The organism is Atopomonas sediminilitoris, assembly GCF_022601735.1.
Taxonomy (GTDB): domain Bacteria; phylum Pseudomonadota; class Gammaproteobacteria; order Pseudomonadales; family Pseudomonadaceae; genus Atopomonas; species Atopomonas sediminilitoris.
This window is the reverse complement of sequence record NZ_JAKUMM010000001.1, coordinates 269500-286597: the sequence shown is the minus strand read 5'-3', so window position 1 is coordinate 286597 and position 17098 is coordinate 269500. Positions and strand designations below refer to the sequence as shown.

At 57.6% G+C, this 17098-nt stretch carries 16 protein-coding genes; 13 read left to right on the top strand and 3 right to left on the bottom strand.

The annotated features are described in order from the left end of the window. The first annotated feature begins 77 nt into the window (after nucleotides 1–77). From ccmA to ccmI, 9 genes are read left to right on the top strand one after another with little or no spacing between them, the layout of a single operon-like run. Nucleotides 78–716, top strand: coding sequence for a cytochrome c biogenesis heme-transporting ATPase CcmA (gene ccmA / locus MKI83_RS01335; protein ID WP_241583147.1), 639 nt, complete (start codon nucleotides 78–80; stop codon nucleotides 714–716). Further along, complete coding sequence (gene ccmB, locus MKI83_RS01330; protein WP_241582878.1) at nucleotides 710–1381, top strand: heme exporter protein CcmB; 672 nt, start codon at nucleotides 710–712, stop codon at nucleotides 1379–1381. The genes ccmA and ccmB overlap by 7 nt, the downstream gene beginning before the upstream one ends. Before the next feature lie 31 nt (nucleotides 1382–1412). Next, entirely contained in the window at nucleotides 1413–2156 is a 744-nt protein-coding gene (locus MKI83_RS01325; protein ID WP_241582876.1) for a heme ABC transporter permease, read from the top strand. Further along, a complete protein-coding gene (ccmD, locus tag MKI83_RS01320; RefSeq protein WP_241582875.1) occupies nucleotides 2153–2332 on the top strand; it encodes a heme exporter protein CcmD in 180 nt (59 codons plus the stop codon). Before MKI83_RS01325 ends, ccmD begins: the two co-directional genes overlap by 4 nt. Continuing rightward, nucleotides 2329–2793, top strand: coding sequence for a cytochrome c maturation protein CcmE (ccmE, locus tag MKI83_RS01315; RefSeq protein WP_241582874.1), 465 nt, complete (start codon nucleotides 2329–2331; stop codon nucleotides 2791–2793). The genes ccmD and ccmE overlap by 4 nt, the downstream gene beginning before the upstream one ends. A gap of 1 nt (nucleotide 2794) precedes the next feature. Beyond that, complete coding sequence (locus MKI83_RS01310; RefSeq protein ID WP_241582873.1) at nucleotides 2795–4768, top strand: heme lyase CcmF/NrfE family subunit; 1974 nt, start codon at nucleotides 2795–2797, stop codon at nucleotides 4766–4768. 2 nt (nucleotides 4769–4770) lie between these two features. Continuing rightward, nucleotides 4771–5301: a DsbE family thiol:disulfide interchange protein gene (locus tag MKI83_RS01305; RefSeq protein WP_241582872.1), complete on the top strand. Its 531-nt coding sequence runs from the start codon at nucleotides 4771–4773 to the stop codon at nucleotides 5299–5301. Continuing rightward, the gene (locus tag MKI83_RS01300; RefSeq protein WP_241582871.1) at nucleotides 5301–5780 is read left to right on the top strand and encodes a cytochrome c-type biogenesis protein; all 480 of its coding nucleotides are present in this window, start codon (nucleotides 5301–5303) and stop codon (nucleotides 5778–5780) included. Before MKI83_RS01305 ends, MKI83_RS01300 begins: the two co-directional genes overlap by 1 nt. After that, nucleotides 5773–7014 (top strand): c-type cytochrome biogenesis protein CcmI, encoded by a 1242-nt coding sequence (gene ccmI, locus MKI83_RS01295; RefSeq protein WP_241582870.1) that lies wholly within the window; start codon nucleotides 5773–5775, stop codon nucleotides 7012–7014. Before MKI83_RS01300 ends, ccmI begins: the two co-directional genes overlap by 8 nt. A gap of 77 nt (nucleotides 7015–7091) precedes the next feature. On the opposite strand, the gene MKI83_RS01290 is transcribed toward ccmI, so the two are convergent. Together MKI83_RS01290 and chrA are read right to left on the bottom strand one after the other, a co-directional pair. After that, complete coding sequence (locus tag MKI83_RS01290) at nucleotides 7092–7985, bottom strand: ion transporter (protein ID WP_241582868.1); 894 nt, start codon at nucleotides 7983–7985, stop codon at nucleotides 7092–7094. Further along, nucleotides 7982–9316, bottom strand: coding sequence for a chromate efflux transporter (chrA, locus tag MKI83_RS01285; RefSeq protein ID WP_241582866.1), 1335 nt, complete (start codon nucleotides 9314–9316; stop codon nucleotides 7982–7984). Before chrA ends, MKI83_RS01290 begins: the two co-directional genes overlap by 4 nt. Nucleotides 9317–9465: 149 nt before the next feature. On the opposite strand from chrA, the gene MKI83_RS01280 reads away from it, so the two are divergent. Next, on the top strand, nucleotides 9466–10533 hold the full coding sequence (locus tag MKI83_RS01280) for a helix-turn-helix domain-containing protein (RefSeq protein WP_241582864.1): 1068 nt from the start codon (nucleotides 9466–9468) through the stop codon (nucleotides 10531–10533). 107 nt (nucleotides 10534–10640) lie between these two features. Next, nucleotides 10641–11447, top strand: a complete 807-nt coding sequence (locus MKI83_RS01275; protein WP_241582862.1) for a sterol desaturase family protein — start codon at nucleotides 10641–10643, stop codon at nucleotides 11445–11447. A 27-nt stretch (nucleotides 11448–11474) separates the two neighbouring features. Here the strand turns inward: MKI83_RS01275 and MKI83_RS01270 are convergent, their stop codons facing one another. Next, a complete protein-coding gene (locus MKI83_RS01270) occupies nucleotides 11475–12611 on the bottom strand; it encodes an alkane 1-monooxygenase (RefSeq protein ID WP_241582861.1) in 1137 nt (378 codons plus the stop codon). Between the two features lie 228 nt (nucleotides 12612–12839). Between MKI83_RS01270 and MKI83_RS01265 the strand changes: the two genes are divergently transcribed. Together MKI83_RS01265 and smc are read left to right on the top strand one after the other, a co-directional pair. Then, entirely contained in the window at nucleotides 12840–13496 is a 657-nt protein-coding gene (locus MKI83_RS01265; protein WP_241582860.1) for a GntR family transcriptional regulator, read from the top strand. An 18-nt stretch (nucleotides 13497–13514) separates the two neighbouring features. Further along, nucleotides 13515–17003, top strand: a complete 3489-nt coding sequence (gene smc, locus MKI83_RS01260; protein WP_241582859.1) for a chromosome segregation protein SMC — start codon at nucleotides 13515–13517, stop codon at nucleotides 17001–17003. The last annotated feature ends 95 nt before the right edge of the window (nucleotides 17004–17098 follow it).

Here is a 17098-nt window from a genome sequence, read left to right as displayed (position 1 = left end):
AACGCCCTAGAAAACTGGTTGTATTGCGCAGTATAGCGAGCGTAACCAGCCACTTGAGCAAACCCGTGAGTGCCCGTGTGAGCGAAACGTTACTCGAAGCCCGTGATTTAGCCTGTGAGCGCGACTTGCGCCTGTTGTTCGAGCATTTGAATTTCAGCGTGCAGGGCGGCGACTTGCTGCAAATTGCCGGCCCCAATGGCTGCGGTAAAACCAGCCTGCTGCGTATTTTGGCGGGCTTAATGCCGCAGGCTGCGGGCGAGGTCTTGCTGTTGGGCAACGCCTTGGGCAACCAGCGCAGCGAACTGATCCGCCACTTACTCTGGCTGGGGCATGCGCCCGGTATCAAGGGTCTGCTGACGGCCGAAGAAAACCTTGCTTGGTTATGTGCGCTGCATCAGCCAGCCAGCCGCGAGGCTATTTGGCAGGCGTTGGCCGCCGTTGGGTTGCGTGGCTTTGAAGACGTTCCCTGTCATACCTTGTCGGCCGGTCAGCAGCGTCGGGTGGGCTTGGCACGTTTGCACTTGCCAAGCCCCGCATTGTGGATTTTGGATGAGCCGTTCACGGCGCTCGATATCCAAGCCGTGGCGGACCTCGAACAGCACCTGCTGCGCCATTGTGAATCAGGCGGGGCGGTGATCTTGACCACGCATCACCCGTTGGCCTTGCCGAGCACGAGTTTTCGTCGGATTGATCTGGCTCAGGGGGGCGCATGCTGAAGGTCTGCATACTGCTACTCAGTCGTGAAATGCGCGTGTTATTTCGCCGGCCCATGGAGTTAGCCAACCCGCTGGTGTTTTTTGCTTTGGTGATCAGCTTGTTCCCTTTGGCGGTGGGCCCTGAGAGCAAATTGTTGGCCACCATTGCCCCGGGCGTGGTGTGGGTGGCGGCCTTGCTGGCGGTGTTGTTGTCGTTAGATGGCTTGTTTCGCAGCGATTATGAAGACGGCTCGCTTGAGCAGTGGGTGTTGGCACCGCAACCGCTTAGCGTGCTGGTGCTAACAAAGGTGTTGGCACACTGGTTATGTTCGGGCTTGGCATTGGTGCTGTTGTCGCCGCTACTGGGCTTGATGTTAGGTTTACCCGAGCGAACCCTCGGTGTGCTGCTGCTGTCGCTGCTGTTGGGGACGCCAATTTTAAGTTTGCTCGGCGCCATTGGGGCGGCACTGACGGTGGGGCTTAAACGCGGTGGTCTACTGTTGGCGTTGTTGATATTGCCGCTGTACATCCCCGTGCTGATCTTGGGCAGCGGGGCGTTACAGGCCAGTTTGCAGGGTTTGCCGGCCGCCGGTTACCTGTGGTGGTTGGCCAGTTTGATGGTGTTAGCGGTGAGTTTGTCGCCTTTGGCGATCGCGGCGGGGCTTAAAATCAGCGTCGCTGAGTAAGTAGCGTTAAAACGTACAGTTAAGGAATACGATGAACTGGACTTGGTTTCACAAGTGGGGCTCACCCAAGTGGTTTTATGAGATGAGCGGCGCTTGGCTCAAAGGCTTTGCCATCGCTGCCTGCGTGTTGCTGGCGGCAGGTTTAGTCTGGGCGCTGGCGATTGCGCCTGAGGATTACCAGCAGGGCAACAGTTTCCGCATTATTTACATCCATGTGCCGGCGGCCTTTTTAGCGCAGTCCTGTTATTTGATGTTGGCGATTGCCGGCATCATCGGCTTGGTCTGGAAGATGAAATTAGCCGATGTGGCGTTGCAATGCGCCGCGCCGATTGGTGCCTCGATGACCTTTATCGCCCTGCTGACCGGCGCGGTATGGGGCAAGCCGACTTGGGGTGCGTGGTGGGTGTGGGATGCGCGTTTGACCTCGATGCTCATTCTGCTGTTTTTGTATTTTGGCGTGATCGCCTTAAGCCAGGCCATCAGCAACCGCGATAGCGCGGCCAAGGCCTGTGCGGTGTTGTCGATTGTTGGGGTGATTAACCTGCCCATCATCAAATACTCGGTGGAGTGGTGGAACACCCTGCACCAGCCAGCCACCTTCAAAATCACTGAAAAACCCGCCATGCCGATGGAGATGTGGTTGCCGCTGCTGATCATGGTGCTGGGTTTTTATTGTTTTTTTGCCACGGTGCTGCTGATGCGTATGCGTTTGGAAGTGCTTAAGCGCGAATCGCGTACGCGCTGGGTGCGCAACGAAGTGGAGGCCAGTCGATGAACTTTGCCACCTTGGCGGATTTTTTCGCCATGGGCGGACATGCGCCCTATGTTTGGAGTGCTTACGGCATCAGTCTGTTGGTGTTGCTGTTGAACGTGGCCGTGCCTTTGCTGGCGCGCCGCCGTTACGTGGCGGATGAACGCCGTCGAATTCGTCGTGAAGAGGCCGCGCAATGAACCCGATTCGCAAAAAACGCTTGATGCTGATCCTCTTGGCCCTGCTGGGTATTGGCGTGGCCGTGGGCATGGCCTTGTTGGCGCTGCAGCAGAACATCAACCTGTTCTACACCCCGACGCAAATCGCTAAAGGCGAAGCGCCGCTGGATACTCGTATTCGTGCCGGTGGCTTGGTGGAAGAAGGCTCAGTGGTGCGGGATAAGCAGTCGCTAGAGGTGACGTTTAAAGTGGGCGATGGCGCTGAATCCGTCACCATCCGCTATGCCGGCATCCTGCCGGACTTGTTCCGGGAAGGGCAGGGCATTGTCGCGTTGGGCAAGGTCAATGAAGAGGGCGTGTTAGTCGCCGATGAAGTGCTGGCCAAGCACGACGAAAACTACATGCCGCCGGAAGTCACCGAAGCGCTCAAGCAAAGCGGGCAATTCCAGCATTACCAAGGCAAAGCGCAGGAGGGGCAATAACATGGTGGCTGAACTGGGCCAGCTGGCCCTGATTTTAGCGTTTTGCTTGGCGGCGATTCTGGCCGTGTTTCCCTTGTTGGGGGCATGGCGCGGCAATGCCTTGTGGATGAGCTTGGCGCGCCCCGCAGCATGGGGGCAGTTCGCCATGCTGGTGTTTTCATTTGCCTGCCTGACGCAAGCCTTTCTTGTTGATGATTTTTCCGTGGCGTATGTGGCCAGTAACTCCAACTCGGCCTTGCCTTGGTACTACAAGTTCAGCGCAGTATGGGGCGGGCATGAAGGCTCGCTGTTACTGTGGGCGCTGATCTTAAGCGGCTGGACCTTTGCCGTTTCGATCTGCTCGCGTGAGCTGCCCGAGCAGCTCTTGGCCCGTGTGTTGGGCGTGCTGGGATGGATTGCGATCGGCTTCTTGCTGTTTTTATTGATGACCTCAAACCCGTTTGATCGCCTGCTGCCGAATGTGCCGGTGGACGGCAATGACCTCAATCCCTTGCTGCAAGACTTCGGCTTAATCGTCCACCCGCCGATGCTGTACATGGGGTATGTGGGCTTCTCGGTGGCCTTCGCCTTCGCGATTGCTGCCTTGCTGGGCGGGCGCATGGACGCCGCCTGGGCGCGTTGGGCCAGACCTTGGACGCAAGTGGCTTGGGCCTTCCTCACCCTCGGTATCGCGCTGGGTTCGTGGTGGGCTTATTACGAATTAGGCTGGGGCGGCTGGTGGTTCTGGGATCCAGTAGAAAACGCCTCCTTCATGCCGTGGTTGGTGGGCACCGCGTTGTTGCACTCGCTGGCCGTCACAGAAAAACGCGGTGTGTTTAAGAGTTGGACCTTGTTATTGGCCATCGCGGCATTCTCGCTGAGCTTGCTCGGCACGTTCTTGGTGCGCTCTGGTGTTCTGACCTCGGTGCATGCGTTTGCCTCAGACCCTGCGCGTGGCGTGTTTATTTTGGGCTTCTTGTTGTTTGTCGTCGGCACCTCGCTCTTGTTGTTTGCGTTGCGGGCGCCCGAGGTCAAAAGCGAGGTTAAGTTCGGTCTGTGGTCGCGGGAAACCTGGCTGCTGGTGAACAACATCTTGCTGGTGGTGTCTTGCGCGATGATTTTGCTGGGTACCTTGTACCCCTTGCTGCTGGATGCCTTAACCGGCGCTAAGTTGTCGGTGGGGCCGCCGTACTTTAATGCGCTGTTCTTACCCTTGATGGCGTTGTTAATGCTGAGCCTTGGGGTAGGGGTGTTGGTGCGCTGGAAAACCACCCCACTGAGCTGGCTGGTCAGCATGCTGTGGCCGGTACTGATCGCCAGTGCGGTGCTGACCCTGGTCTTTGCCTTGTGGTTAGACGCCTTCGATTGGGCCGTGTTGGCGGTGCTGTTGCTGTCGCTGTGGTTGGTGCTGGCGTGCTTGCGTGATGTGCAAGACAAGGTGCGCAACAAAGGCTGGGTGCAAGGTGTGCGCAGCTTAGGTCGAAGCTACTGGGCCATGCAGTTGGCGCATATGGGGATCGCGATCACCGCCTTGGGTGTGGTGCTGTCGAGCCACTTTAACTACGAGCGTGACCTGCGCATGGTGCCGGGGCAAACCCTCGAAATGGGCGGTTATCACTTCCTGTTTGATGGCGTTAAGCATCATGAAGGCCCGAACTACATCTCCGACAAGGGTCGCATTCATGTCTTGTTGGGCGAGCGTGAAATCGCCGTGCTCAATCCGGAAAAACGCCTCTACCGTGTGCAAGGCAGCGTGATGACCGAAGCGGGGATCGACGCCGGTTTGTTCCGCGATTTGTACGTCGCCCTCGGTGAAGACTTAGGCGATGGCGCCTGGGCGGTGCGTGTGCACGTCAAACCGTTTGTGCGCTGGATTTGGCTCGGTGCCCTTTTCATGACCTTCGGTGGCTTGTTGGCCGCCAGTGATCGGCGTTATCGCATGAAAGTTAAAACACGGGTCAGCGCTGCGCTGGGCCTGAACGCGCAGGGAGCTTAATGATGCGTCGGGCGATTCTGTTATTACCGTTGGCCATTTTTTTGTTGGTGGCGGTGTTTTTGTACCGTGGTTTGTTTTTGAATCCCACTGAGCTGCCCTCGGCCTTGGTGGGCAAGCCTTTCCCCGCGTTTGATCTGCCCAGTGTGGATGACCCTGCCAACCGGATTACCTTGGCTGATCTCAAAGGCAAGGCGGCACTGGTTAATGTGTGGGGCACCTGGTGTGTGTCGTGCCGTGTTGAGCATCCGGTGCTGAACAAACTGGCTGAGCAAGGGGTGGTGATCCACGGGGTTAACTACAAAGACATCAATGCCGATGCGATCCAGTGGCTGAAGGATTTTCACAATCCCTATCAGCTCAATATCAATGATGAGCAAGGTGGGCTGGGGCTGGATTTGGGGGTGTATGGCGCGCCTGAAACCTTCCTCGTGGATAAGCAGGGCATCATCCGTGACAAGTTTGTCGGTGTGATTGATGAGCGCGTCTGGCGTGAATCGCTGGCCGCTAAGTACCAAGCCTTGGTGGATGAATAATGCGTCGCGTTTTATGGCTGATCAGCGCGCTGTTTGCCGCGTGGGCGAGTATGGCTGTCGCCGCGATCGATACCTATGAATTTGCCGATGAGGCTCAGCGCCAACGCTTTCGTGTTCTGACCGAAGAGCTGCGTTGTCCTAAGTGCCAAAACCAAAACATTGCCGACTCCAACGCGCCGATTGCCAACGACCTGCGCCGTGAAATTCATCGCATGCTTGATGAAGGGCAAAACGACGAGCAGATCGTGGATTACTTAGTGGCGCGCTACGGCGACTTCGTGATGTATCGCCCACCCTTAACGGGCAAGACGTTGCTGTTGTGGTTTGGCCCTGCGCTGCTGTTGCTGTTGGCGCTATTGGTGTTGATTAGCGTGGTGCGCCGGCGCAAAGCCAGTGTGCAAACCACGGATAACACGGCGTTGAGTGCAGCTGAGCGCGAACGACTTTCTCACTTGTTGGATAAAAAATCCCATGACTGATTTTTGGTTGGCCGCAGGGTTACTGCTGTTGCTGGCGGCCTCGTTTGTGCTGCTGCCGGCATTGCGCGGTGTCGGCGTGCGCCGCGAGCATGACCGTACCGCGATGAACGTTGCCCTGTATGAGGAGCGCATCGCCGCCCTGCAGGAGCAACAGCAAGCGGGTATTTTGACCGACGAGCAATTCGCCCAAGGTGAGGCCGAAGCCGCGCGTGAGTTGCTCGCCGATGCCGAACAAGAGCAAAGCGCTAGCGCGTCCAGTGGCCGCTGGTGGCTGATCGGCAGCGCCTTTGCTATGCCGGCGCTGGCGCTGTTGTTGTACTGGCAGTGGGGCGCCTATGACGCCTTGTCGCTGGCGCGTGAAAACCGCCAAGCGCCGCCGCATTCGATTGAAGAGGTCACCGCACGGCTTGAGCGTTCGGTGCAGGCGCAACCCGAGAGTGCTGAGAATTGGTACTTCTTAGGGCGCAGCTACATGGCGCTGGAGCGTCCAGCCGATGCGGCAAAGGCGTTTAACGAGGCTATGCGCATTGCCGGTCGGGAAACCGAGTTGATGGCGCAGCTGGCACAGGCGCAATACTTCGCGGGTGGTAAGGTGTTTAGCCCTGAAGTGCGCAGCCTGACCGATGAAGTGCTGCAGAATGACCCGCAAGAAGTGACGACGTTGGGGCTGCTGGGTATTGCCGCCTTTGAAGAAGGTCGCTTTGCGGATGCGGTGAGCTTTTGGGAGCGCTTAGTCAATGCCCTGCCGCCACAAGACCCAACGGCGGCGGCCATCCAAGGCGGTATCGCCCGGGCTAAGGAGCGCTTAGCCGAAGCGTCTGTGGAGCAAGGCGTGCAGCAGGCAGATCAGCCCGTCGCACAAGCCACGGAGCCTGCGACCGCGCAGGCAGATGCACCGCTGAGCGTGACCGTGCAAGTCAGCTTGGATCAAGCCTTGGCCGCTAAAGTGGCCGCCGATGACAGCGTGTTTATCTTTGCTAAAGCCAACAACGGCATGCCGATGCCGCTGGCGGTCAAGCGCCTGACGGTGGCCGATTTGCCCGCGACCGTGAGCTTGAGCGATGCCGATGCGATGATGCCGCAACTTAAGTTGTCCGGCTTTGCCGAGATCATCGTGCAAGCGCGTATTTCACGCTCGGGCAAGGCGACCGAAGGGCAGTGGCAAGGCGCCGTAGCACCGTTTGCCCCGCAAACCGACGCTGCGGTGGCGGTGACCATCGATCAAGCGATGTGATTGGTTAGCGCTGACGCCATAGCAATCCCATCAAGACAAAGCCCAGACTTGCGCTGGGCTTTGTCGTTTCAGGGTCATTAATCTTTTTCCGCAGGTTTGTCGCTGGGCTCGCTGGCCGGTTCTTTTTCAGCCTCAGCCTCAGCCTCAGCTTGGGCCTCTGGATATAAGGCATTGCCGCAACGATTGCAGTAACTGGCATCAACGTTGTGTTCGGCTTTTTGGCAGCGCGGGCACAAGTGAATGACATGATCGCCTTCGCGCGCCGCCTTGACGATTTCGGCGCTGAAAATGCCAGTCGGCACGGCAATGATCGAATAACCGGTCAACATCACCAGCCCTGCAATCGCTTGGCCTAAAGGGCTTTGCGGGGCGATGTCGCCGTAGCCTACGGTGGTTAAGGTGACGATGGCCCAGTACACCCCTTTGGGGATGCTGGTAAAGCCGCCTTCAGGCCCTTCAACCACGTACATCAAAGCGCCAAAGCAGAACACTAAGCTCAACACGCTGAGCATAAAGACTAGAATCTTCTTGCGACTGCCGGCTAGCGCCACCAACAGCACGCGCGCTTCTTTGCTGTATTCGACCAAGCGTAATACGCGGAAGACCCGCATCAGCCGCAAAATGCGCACCACCAAAAGGTACTGCGCATCGCCAAAAAACAAACTCAGGTAGCTGGGTAGCACGGCGATGATGTCGACCATGCCATAGAAGCTGAACACATAGCGCCACGGCTTGGGGTTGCAGTATAAGCGCAAGATCAGCTCGACGGTAAACAAGGCGGTAAAGATCCACTCCAGCGTACCGAGCACTTCACCCGGCCAAGCACGGACCTGCTCAACGCTATCGAGCATGACCACCGCAACGCTAAGCAAAATCGCCACCAGCAGCATTTCATCGAACAAGCGCCCTGCGGCGGTGTCGGTGCCGTAAATGACTTTATAGATGCGTTCGCGGTACGACAGCTGACTCACAGCAGGTTTACTCCCCATTGTCCAAGACCAAGCAAGGCGCACAGACCAATTACTTTCAGTATCGACCATTGCCGGCGGTGTAACAGCCAGATCGCCAGTAAAGTCACGACGATGCTGAATAGCTCAGGTAGCGCGTCGAGTCCGTTGGGCCAGAATAAGTGCCAAGCAAACACTAACGCTAGATGGATGATTAAGCCCACAACCGCCGCACTGATAGCGGCCATGGCGGCGGATAAGCTCGGTAGCTGCCGGCTGGATTCCACCCAAGGTGCGCCGAGCAAAATAAACACGAACGAGGGTAAAAAGGTAAACCACGTCGCCACTAAAGCACCGGCAATACCTCCGGCTAATAATTGCTCCGCGCCGAGCATGGCTTGTTGCCAGCCGCCGAGAAAGCCTATGTAGGTCACCAAGATGATCAGCGGGCCAGGCGTACTTTCGCCTAAGGCCAAGCCGTCGAGCATTTGTGCCGCGCTCATCCACTGATAATCGGTGACGGCGGCATCAAACACATAAGGCAGCACCGCGTAGGCACCGCCAAAGGTGACTAAGGCGGCCTTGCTGAAGAAGCTGGCAAGCTGCTGTAAGCCGCTGTTGCCGGCTAATAAGAAAAACGGCACGGCCCACAGTAATGCCGCACTGCCTAGTAATACGGCTATGCCGCCTTTGCTGTGGCGAGCGTGCGCCGGTAACGCGCTGTGATCATCAATCAGCGCTGGGGTGGCTAAGCGGGCGTGCTGGCTAGTGTGTCCGCCGCTCGCGCTAAAGCCCTTGTAGCCACTGCGTTGGGCGATAAAGCCAAGGCTGGCCGCCAATGCAATCACGGCAGGAAAGGGCAAGCCAAGCAGCAAGGCGTTGAGCAGCGCGGCCGACGCCAAAACCCAAGCTATGGGATGTTTCAGGGTGCGTTGGCCGATACGCCAACAGGCCAGCACGATCAGGGCTAAGGCTGCGGGCTTGATGCCGTCAAACACGGCTTGCACGGCGGGTAAGTCGCCAAAGCTTAAGTACAACGCGCTCAACACAATCAGCAGGATAACGGCCGGCAAAATGAACAGGCCACCGGCAATAATGCCGCCGATACGGCCATGCAGTAGCCAGCCCATGTAGGTGGCCAGCTGTTGCGCTTCTGGTCCGGGTAACAACATGCAGTAGTTGAGCGCGTGTAAAAAGCGTGACTCGCTGATCCAGCGTCTGCGCTCAACCAGCTCGCGGTGCATCATGGCGATTTGCCCGGCCGGCCCGCCAAAGCTTAAAAAACCCAGCATTAGCCAATAACGCGTTGCTTGCCACAGGCTAGGCCAGGTGGAGGTATGAGACGTGTGCGGCATGATGGTGCCTGTGCGAGGATTTGCGGCAGGCTAATGACTCTGTATGACAGGAGCAAGCGAGACTTACACAGGCTTAGGTTTTACCGTGCGCTGCTGAGGCCTTGGCGCTCGGTTATGCTGTGGCCATACACCGAACTTGGAGTGGTTTAATGGCGGATGCGTTGGGCGCCAGTATCGATTTATTACTGCGTGGCGGCTGTTTGGGCTTGCTGTTGCTGGTGGGGCTGCGCTTAACCGCGCCACCGCCTACGGCGAGTAAGCGCCTGTGCCTATTGTTGCTGCTGAGTATTGCTGGCTATTTATTGGCCGGCAGTAGCCTATTGCCGGCGCTGCCTTGGCCATTGCAGGCCAGCTTGATTTTGCTGGCGACTATTGCCCCCGCCTGTTTTTGGCTGTTTGCCCAAGCCTTGTTTGATGATGCCTTTACTTGGCGAGGCTATTTATGGCTGCCATTGCTGGCCTTGGCTGGGCTGTCGGTATTGATGCAGTGGGGTGGTTTGCCGTGGCTGAGCGTAGCGCAGCTGGTGGTGGTGCAGAACGTGCTTGCCGGTGGCCTGATTTGCCATGTGCTGTGGTTGATCTGGCGTGGGCAGGGCGCCGACTTGCTCGAGCAGCGCCGCCATTTGCGCCTGTGGTTAGGCCCCGGTGTCGGTATGTACATCTTGCTGGTGCTGTTGGTTGAGCTGGGCTACGGAGAAAACCCAGAGCCGCCGTGGCTGGAGCGACTCAACCTTGTCGGTATTGGCGTAGTCACGCTGTGGCTGAGCCTGCGGCTCGAAGCATTGCAGGCGCTGTTAAGCCCAGCTGAGGCCTGCGCAGCAACGCCGGTGTCGACTGCTGCGGTTGCCGAGCCTGTGCTGGCCGCTGAAGAACAAGCGGCTTTACAGCGCTTACAGCGCGCAATGGATGAAGAGCAGTTATGGGCGCGAGCCAATCTGACCTTGGCCGATCTGGCTAGCCACTTAGGCATGCCTGATTATCGGCTACGCCAGCTGATTAACGGCGGTTTAGGTCAGCGCAACTTCAACAGCTACTTGAATCAGTTCCGCATTGCGGCTGCGTGCGCTCAGCTGGCAGACCCAGCACGGCGGCGTTTGCCGATTTTGACCATCGCCTTGGATGTCGGCTTTGCTTCGATTGGGCCCTTTAATCGCGCCTTTAAAGCACAGCAGGGCGTAACGCCGAGCGAGTTTCGGCAAAACACGTTAGCCGAATAGTAAAAAAGCGCGCCGATTGCAGATTCGGCCAGCTTTTTTAAGAAATCGGCCAGACGGCGTTTTGCCCTTGTTACACGCTGATTGCCGATTAATTCGGAGTCGCAATCATGCTAACCCTCGCTCAACTACACACTGCCTTATTGCACGATATCGCTAAGTACCTGCTGTTTGCTGGGGGCTTGGCGCTGTTGATATTTTGCCTGCGTGATCGCCTCGCTGGTCGGCGTATACAAATGCGCCGCCCGCAGTGGGCGGATTATCGGCGCGAAATTCTCTGGTCGCTGTGCACCGCGAGTCTGTTCGCGGTGAGCAGCTTAGTGGGTATCGTTTGGTTGGCTCAGCAAGGGGTTGGCCAGTTGTATTGGCAGCTGAGTGATTACAGTGCGGGCTATGCGCTGGGCAGTTTGCTTCTGATGATTGTCGCCCACGATGCGTACTTTTACTGGACGCACCGCGCGTTGCACAGCCGCTGGCTGCGCCGCTTGCATGTGCTGCATCACCGCTCGCGCACGCCTAGCCCGTGGGCTGCCTATGCCTTCCACCCGGGCGAGGCGCTGACCCATGTGCTGTTTCCCATCTTGTTTGCTCAGCTCGTGCCGTTACACCCGCTGATTTTGCTGTTGTGGAGTGTGCACATGATTGCCCGCAATGTGGTTGGGCATGCCGGTTATGAGCTGTTCCCGCGTGTGATGGTGCACAGTGGATGGTATAACTGGCTGACCACCACTACGCATCACGACTTGCACCACCAGAACGGGCGCTACAACTACGGCTTGTATTTCACTTGGTGGGATCGTTGCTGTGGCACGGAGCATCCGCAGTATGCGCAGCGTTTAGCACAGGCCTTGCAACGCTCGGCTAATGAGCAAGGCGAGTTGGTTGAGGGGTTAAAAACAACCCCCGAGCAGGGCTGACTGCATCGGGGGCGTGGCTGACGCGCGTTAAGCGGCTTGCTGGTGTTCGCTCAGCTGATGCTCTTCGCCTTGGTAATAGGCTTTGACGCGCGGGTTCATCACCGCTTTCCACAGCGGCGGAACCAGCGCCAGCACCACCATGCCGGCGTAGCCGTTGGGCAGTTGCGGGCTTTGTTCAAAGTGGCGAAGCACTTGATAACGTCGTTTGGCGTTGGCGTGGTGGTCGGAGTGGCGCTGTAAGTGGAACAAGAACAGGTTGGTGAGCAAGAAGTTACTATTCCACGAGTGTTCTTCTGTCGTGCGCTCGTAGCGGCCGTTGTCTAACTTGCGGCGGTGCAGGCCGTAGTGTTCTACGTAGTTGACGATCTCCAGTAGGGTGAAGGCGACAAAGCTCTGCCCCAAGAAATACGCGACGCCCAGCCAGCCGAAGCTGAGGCCAAAACCAATCGCCATCAATGCACTGATGCCATACCAGAGCACCAGCTCGTTGTGATGTGAGAACACCGCAAGGTTTTTACGTTTAAGTCTGGTGGCTTCGAGCTTCCAAGCATTTAAAAAATTGTGCAGATAAGCGTGCGGCAAAAATTGGTACAGGCTCTGATTGAAGCGTGCCGAAGAAGCATCTTCCGGAGTAGATACATGCACGTGATGGCCGCGCACATGCTCAACCTTGAAGCCGCCGTAGCACACCGCCGCGAGCAATAAACCGCCAGCGTTTTGCTCAAGCTTCGGGTCTTTGTGCACCAGCTCATGCGCCACGGTAATGCCAATGCCGCCGGTTACGGTGCCGACCGAGAGCAACCAGCCGAGTTGGCCAACCCAGCTCCACAGTTCGTTATGCACAAACACCCAGCCACCCCAAGCAATCAAGCCGAGCAAGGCGGGCACGCTGACCAAGCTGAGCCAGCGGTAGTAGCGCTGCTCACTTAAGGCGGCGACTTCTTCGCCTTCTTCAGGGTTGGCGGGATCGCGGCCGAGGATGGCATCGAGCAGGGGAATCAGGCCAAACACCACGATGGGGGTAAAAAACGCCCACAGATTCGGTAGCTCACTGCCTTGTGCTTGCAGGTAAGAGAACGGCACGGCGAGCACAAACAACAGCCACAGCCAGTAGCCGTAGCGCTTAATGATCAGCATGGTGCTGGGGGAAAAATTGGCCAACATAGAAGGCTCCACAGGTGATGTTGTTCTTGGTGTGAAAATATTGTCCTACAATCCGACAGTCATCAATAAGACCGAGGCCAACCAAAGGTGGGTGTGGCTAAAACTTGGGTAAAATCATTTTTGCCGAAGAATGCCGGCGGTGAACTGCGCAGCCTTACGGTTTAGCCCTGTGTGGTATTCTGCGCCGCTTGTTTGCTGGCATGCGCAGGCCAGTTATTAAGGATCAACATGAGTTTCAAAGCCCCCGACAGCTTGGCCGAGCAAATCGCCCAGCATTTGAGTCAACGCATCATTCGTGGCGAATTAAAGCCCTGTGAGCGCATTCAAGAAATCAAAGTCACCAGCGAACTCAGCGTCAGTCGCGGTTCAGTGCGTGAGGCTTTATTGATTTTGCAGCGTCGTCATTTGGTCAGTATTCCGCCGCGCCGGGGCGCCATGGTGGCTGAGTTAACCCCGCATTCGGTGCGCGCCTTGTATGCCTTGGTGAAAGAGTTGTACATGCTGCTGGCCGCCGAGGTGGCGGGTACTTGGCAACAAGAGCAAGAGCTCGAGCGCTTTGCCCAGATCCAGCAAGGCTTGCTGCACGCGGTACAAGCCAACGACGTGCAGCGTTTTGTCGATAACAGCTTTGAGATTTTGCACGTCGGTTTAAGCTTCGTGGACAACCCCTACCTTAAAGAAGTGGTGTTGAACCTGCTGCCGGCGATTCAGCGCACGTATTACTTCAGCTTGGCGCACCGTGCTGCCGAGATGCACACCTTCCTCGACACCTATGCGCGCTTATTGCAGGCTATCCGCCAGCGTGACCAAGCCAGCGCGCGTCAAGTCATGGACGATTATGCCCAGCACAACTGCGCGCTGGTGATTGCTGCTCTGAACGATTAGCCCACAGGATGTTTGCGCATGCGCCTTAAGTGCATCAAATTGGCCGGCTTCAAATCTTTCGTCGATCCGACCACCGTGCACTTCACCGCCAACATGAGCGCGGTGATCGGGCCCAATGGCTGCGGCAAATCCAACATCATCGATGCTGTGCGTTGGGTGATGGGCGAAAGCTCGGCGAAAAACCTTCGCGGCGACTCGATGACCGATGTCATCTTCAACGGCTCCAACACCCGTAAGCCGGTAGGGCAGGCGTCCATCGAGCTGATCTTCGATAACAGCGATGGCACCTTGCGCGGCGAATACGCGCAGTACGCCGAAATCTCCATTCGCCGCAAAGTCACCCGCGAAGCGCAGAACACTTACTACCTAAACGGCGTCAAATGCCGTCGGCGCGATATTACCGACATCTTTTTGGGCACCGGATTAGGCCCGCGCAGCTACTCGATCATCGAGCAGGGCATGATCTCCAAGCTGATCGAGTCCAAGCCGGAAGAGCTACGCAACTACATCGAAGAAGCGGCGGGTATTTCCAAATACAAAGAGCGCCGCCGCGAGACCGAAAACCGCATCCGCCGCACGCAAGAAAACTTGGCGCGCTTAACCGACCTGCGTGAAGAGTTAGAGCGCCAGTTGTCGCACCTGCACCGCCAAGCGCAAGCGGCGGAGAAATACAAAGAATTCAAGGCCGAAGAGCGCAAGCTGAAAGCTGAGCTCACCGCGCTGCGCTGGCAAACCCTGCAGCAGCAGGTAGAGCAGCGCGAGCGGGTGATTGGCGATCAAGAAATCGCGCTGGAGGCGTTGATCGCCGAACAACGCAGCGCCGACGCCGAGATTGAGCGGCAACGCGACGGCCATCACGAGCTGTCGGAAGCCTTTAACCAAGCGCAAGGGCGCTTTTATTCGGTGGGCAGTGACATCGCCCGCATCGAGCAAAGTATCCAGCATGGCCAGCAGCGCTTACGTCAGCTGCAAGATGACTTGCGTGAGGCCGAGCGCGCGCGCAGTGAGAACGCCGCCCACCTAGGCCACGATGAGACCTTGTTCGCCACTTTAGGCGAAGAGCTGGGCATGCTTGAGCCAGAGCTTGAGCTAGCGCAGGCCGCCAGCGAAGACAGCGCCGAACAGCTAGAGCGTGCCGAGCAAGCCATGCAGCAATGGCAAAGCGAGTGGGATGGTTTTAACCACAACAGCGCCGCGCCACGGCAGCAGGCTGAGGTTGAGCAAGCACGCATTCGTCACCTAGAACAAAGCCTTGAGCGTTTGAGTGAACGCCGCCGACGCTTGCAAGATGAACAGCAGCAGCTAGCGACGAGCGCCGAAAGCGAAGCCTTGGCGGAGCTGGACGAGCGTTTAGTGCAAGGCGAAGAGCGTTTGGCCGAGCTGCAAGAGCAAGAACAAGCCTGTCACGTGCAGCGTTTGAGCGTGAGCAACCAGCTTGAAGCGCTGCAGCGCGAGCAGCAAGCCGAGCAAAATCAGCTGCAGCAATGTTTAGGTCGCATTGCTTCGTTGAGCGCGCTGCAACAAGCCGCGCGTGAGCAAGGCAAGGGTGTGCAGCAGTGGCTGAGCACGCAGGCGGTAGCACTGCCTAGTCTGAGCGAGCAGCTTAAAGTCAGTCCGGGTTGGGAACTGGCCGTTGAAACGGTGCTCGCTGCCGACCTGCAAGCCTTGTGTTTGGATGCCGAGTCACTGGCCCGTGTGGACCCGGCCGCGCTGCAAAGCGGCGAGCTGCGCCTAGCCATTGCCAGTCAGGCGCCAAGCCTGCCCGGTAGTTTGCTGGACAAAGTGCAAAGCCAGCAGGATTTGTCCGCTTGGCTGGGGCATGTCTTGCCGGCGGAGTCCTTAGCTGCGGCCTTGGCGCGACGGGCTGATTTGCCCGCAGGTGCCAGCTTAATCACCCAAGATGGCTTTTGGGTCGGTGCGCACTTTTTGCGGGTGAAACGTGGCAGTGAAGCCGAACAAGGCTTGCTGGCGCGGGCGCAACAGCTGGAAGCCGATGAGCAACAGCGTGATGGCTTAAAGGTCAGCCTAGAACGCCGCAGCGCCAAGCTTGAACAAGCCCGCGAAGCGCTTGCCGCCAGCGAGCAAGAGCGCGAAGAACTGCGCCAACTGCAACAACAGGTGCAACGTGAGCAAAGCCAATCGCAAGCGCAGCGCTCGGCGCTCACGGCTAAAGCGGAGCAACAAGCACTGCGCCGCGAGCAGTTGGCTGCCGATGCCGACGACTTGGCTATGCAACGTGAGCAAGAAGAAGAAAACCTAGGCTTGGCGCGTTTTGCCTTGGAGCAAGCGCTCGAGCATATGGCCACGGATACCGAGCAGCGCGAAGCCTTGCTGGCACGGCGTGACACCCTGCGCGAGCAGTTGGATCGTACGCGGCAAGCAGGACGCCAGCACAAAGACCATGCCCATCAACTGGCGGTGCGCGCCGGCTCGCTGAAGGCGCAATACGAAGCCACCGGTAAAGCGCTGGAGCGTTTGCGCCAGCAATCGGGCATGTTGGCGGAGAAGGTCGAGCAGCTGGGGCTGAATCTGGAGGAGGGTGACGAGCCGCTGCAAGAATTGCGTATGCGCTTGGAAGACCACTTGGATAAGCGCATGGCGGTGGAAGAAGACTTGCGCGTGGCGCGCTTGGCTTTGGAAGATGCCGACCGCCTATTGCGCGATGCAGAAAAGCGCCGCAGCCAAGCCGAGCAACAAGCGCAATTGCTGCGTGGTCAGTTAGAGCAGCAGCGCATGGGCTGGCAGGGCTTTATCGTGCAGCGCGATACCTTGCAGGCGCAATTGGCCGAACAGCAGTTGTCGGCAACAGTGCTGTTGGCCGACATGCCGGCAGACGCCGACGAAAAAATGTGGGACGACGAGCTTGAGCGCTTAGCTGGTCGCATCAGTCGGTTAGGCTCAATCAACTTGGCCGCGATCGAAGAGTACGAGCAGCAGTCCGAGCGTAAGCGCTATTTAGACGCGCAAAATGCAGACTTGGCCGAAGCGCTGGATACGTTGGAAAACGTGATTCGCAAAATCGACCGTGAAACGCGCCAGCGCTTTAAAGAAACCTTCGATCAAATCAATGCCGGCTTGCAGGCCTTGTTTCCGAAAGTCTTTGGCGGCGGTCATGCCTATTTAGAACTTACCGGTGAAGACCTGCTCGATACCGGCGTGGCAATCATGGCGCGCCCGCCAGGCAAGAAAAACAGCACCATTCACTTGCTCTCCGGCGGCGAAAAGGCGCTGACGGCGATCGCCTTGGTGTTTGCCATCTTCCAACTTAATCCGGCACCGTTTTGTATGCTCGATGAGGTGGACGCGCCCTTGGATGACGCCAACGTGGGGCGTTACGCCAATATCGTCAAAGAAATGTCCGACAAGGTGCAATTTATCTACATTACCCACAACAAGATCGCCATGGAAAAGGCCGATCACTTGATGGGCGTTACCATGCACGAGCCGGGCTGCTCACGTTTGGTCACAGTTAATGTTGAAGAAGCGGTAGCGCTGGTAGAGGCATAATTGCACCATGGGTGGGCAGCGCTCGGTGGGCGTGATAGCTTAGTGTCAAAATACCGGCCATTGGTTAGCTTTTTCTAATAAGAGCCTGCAGGATC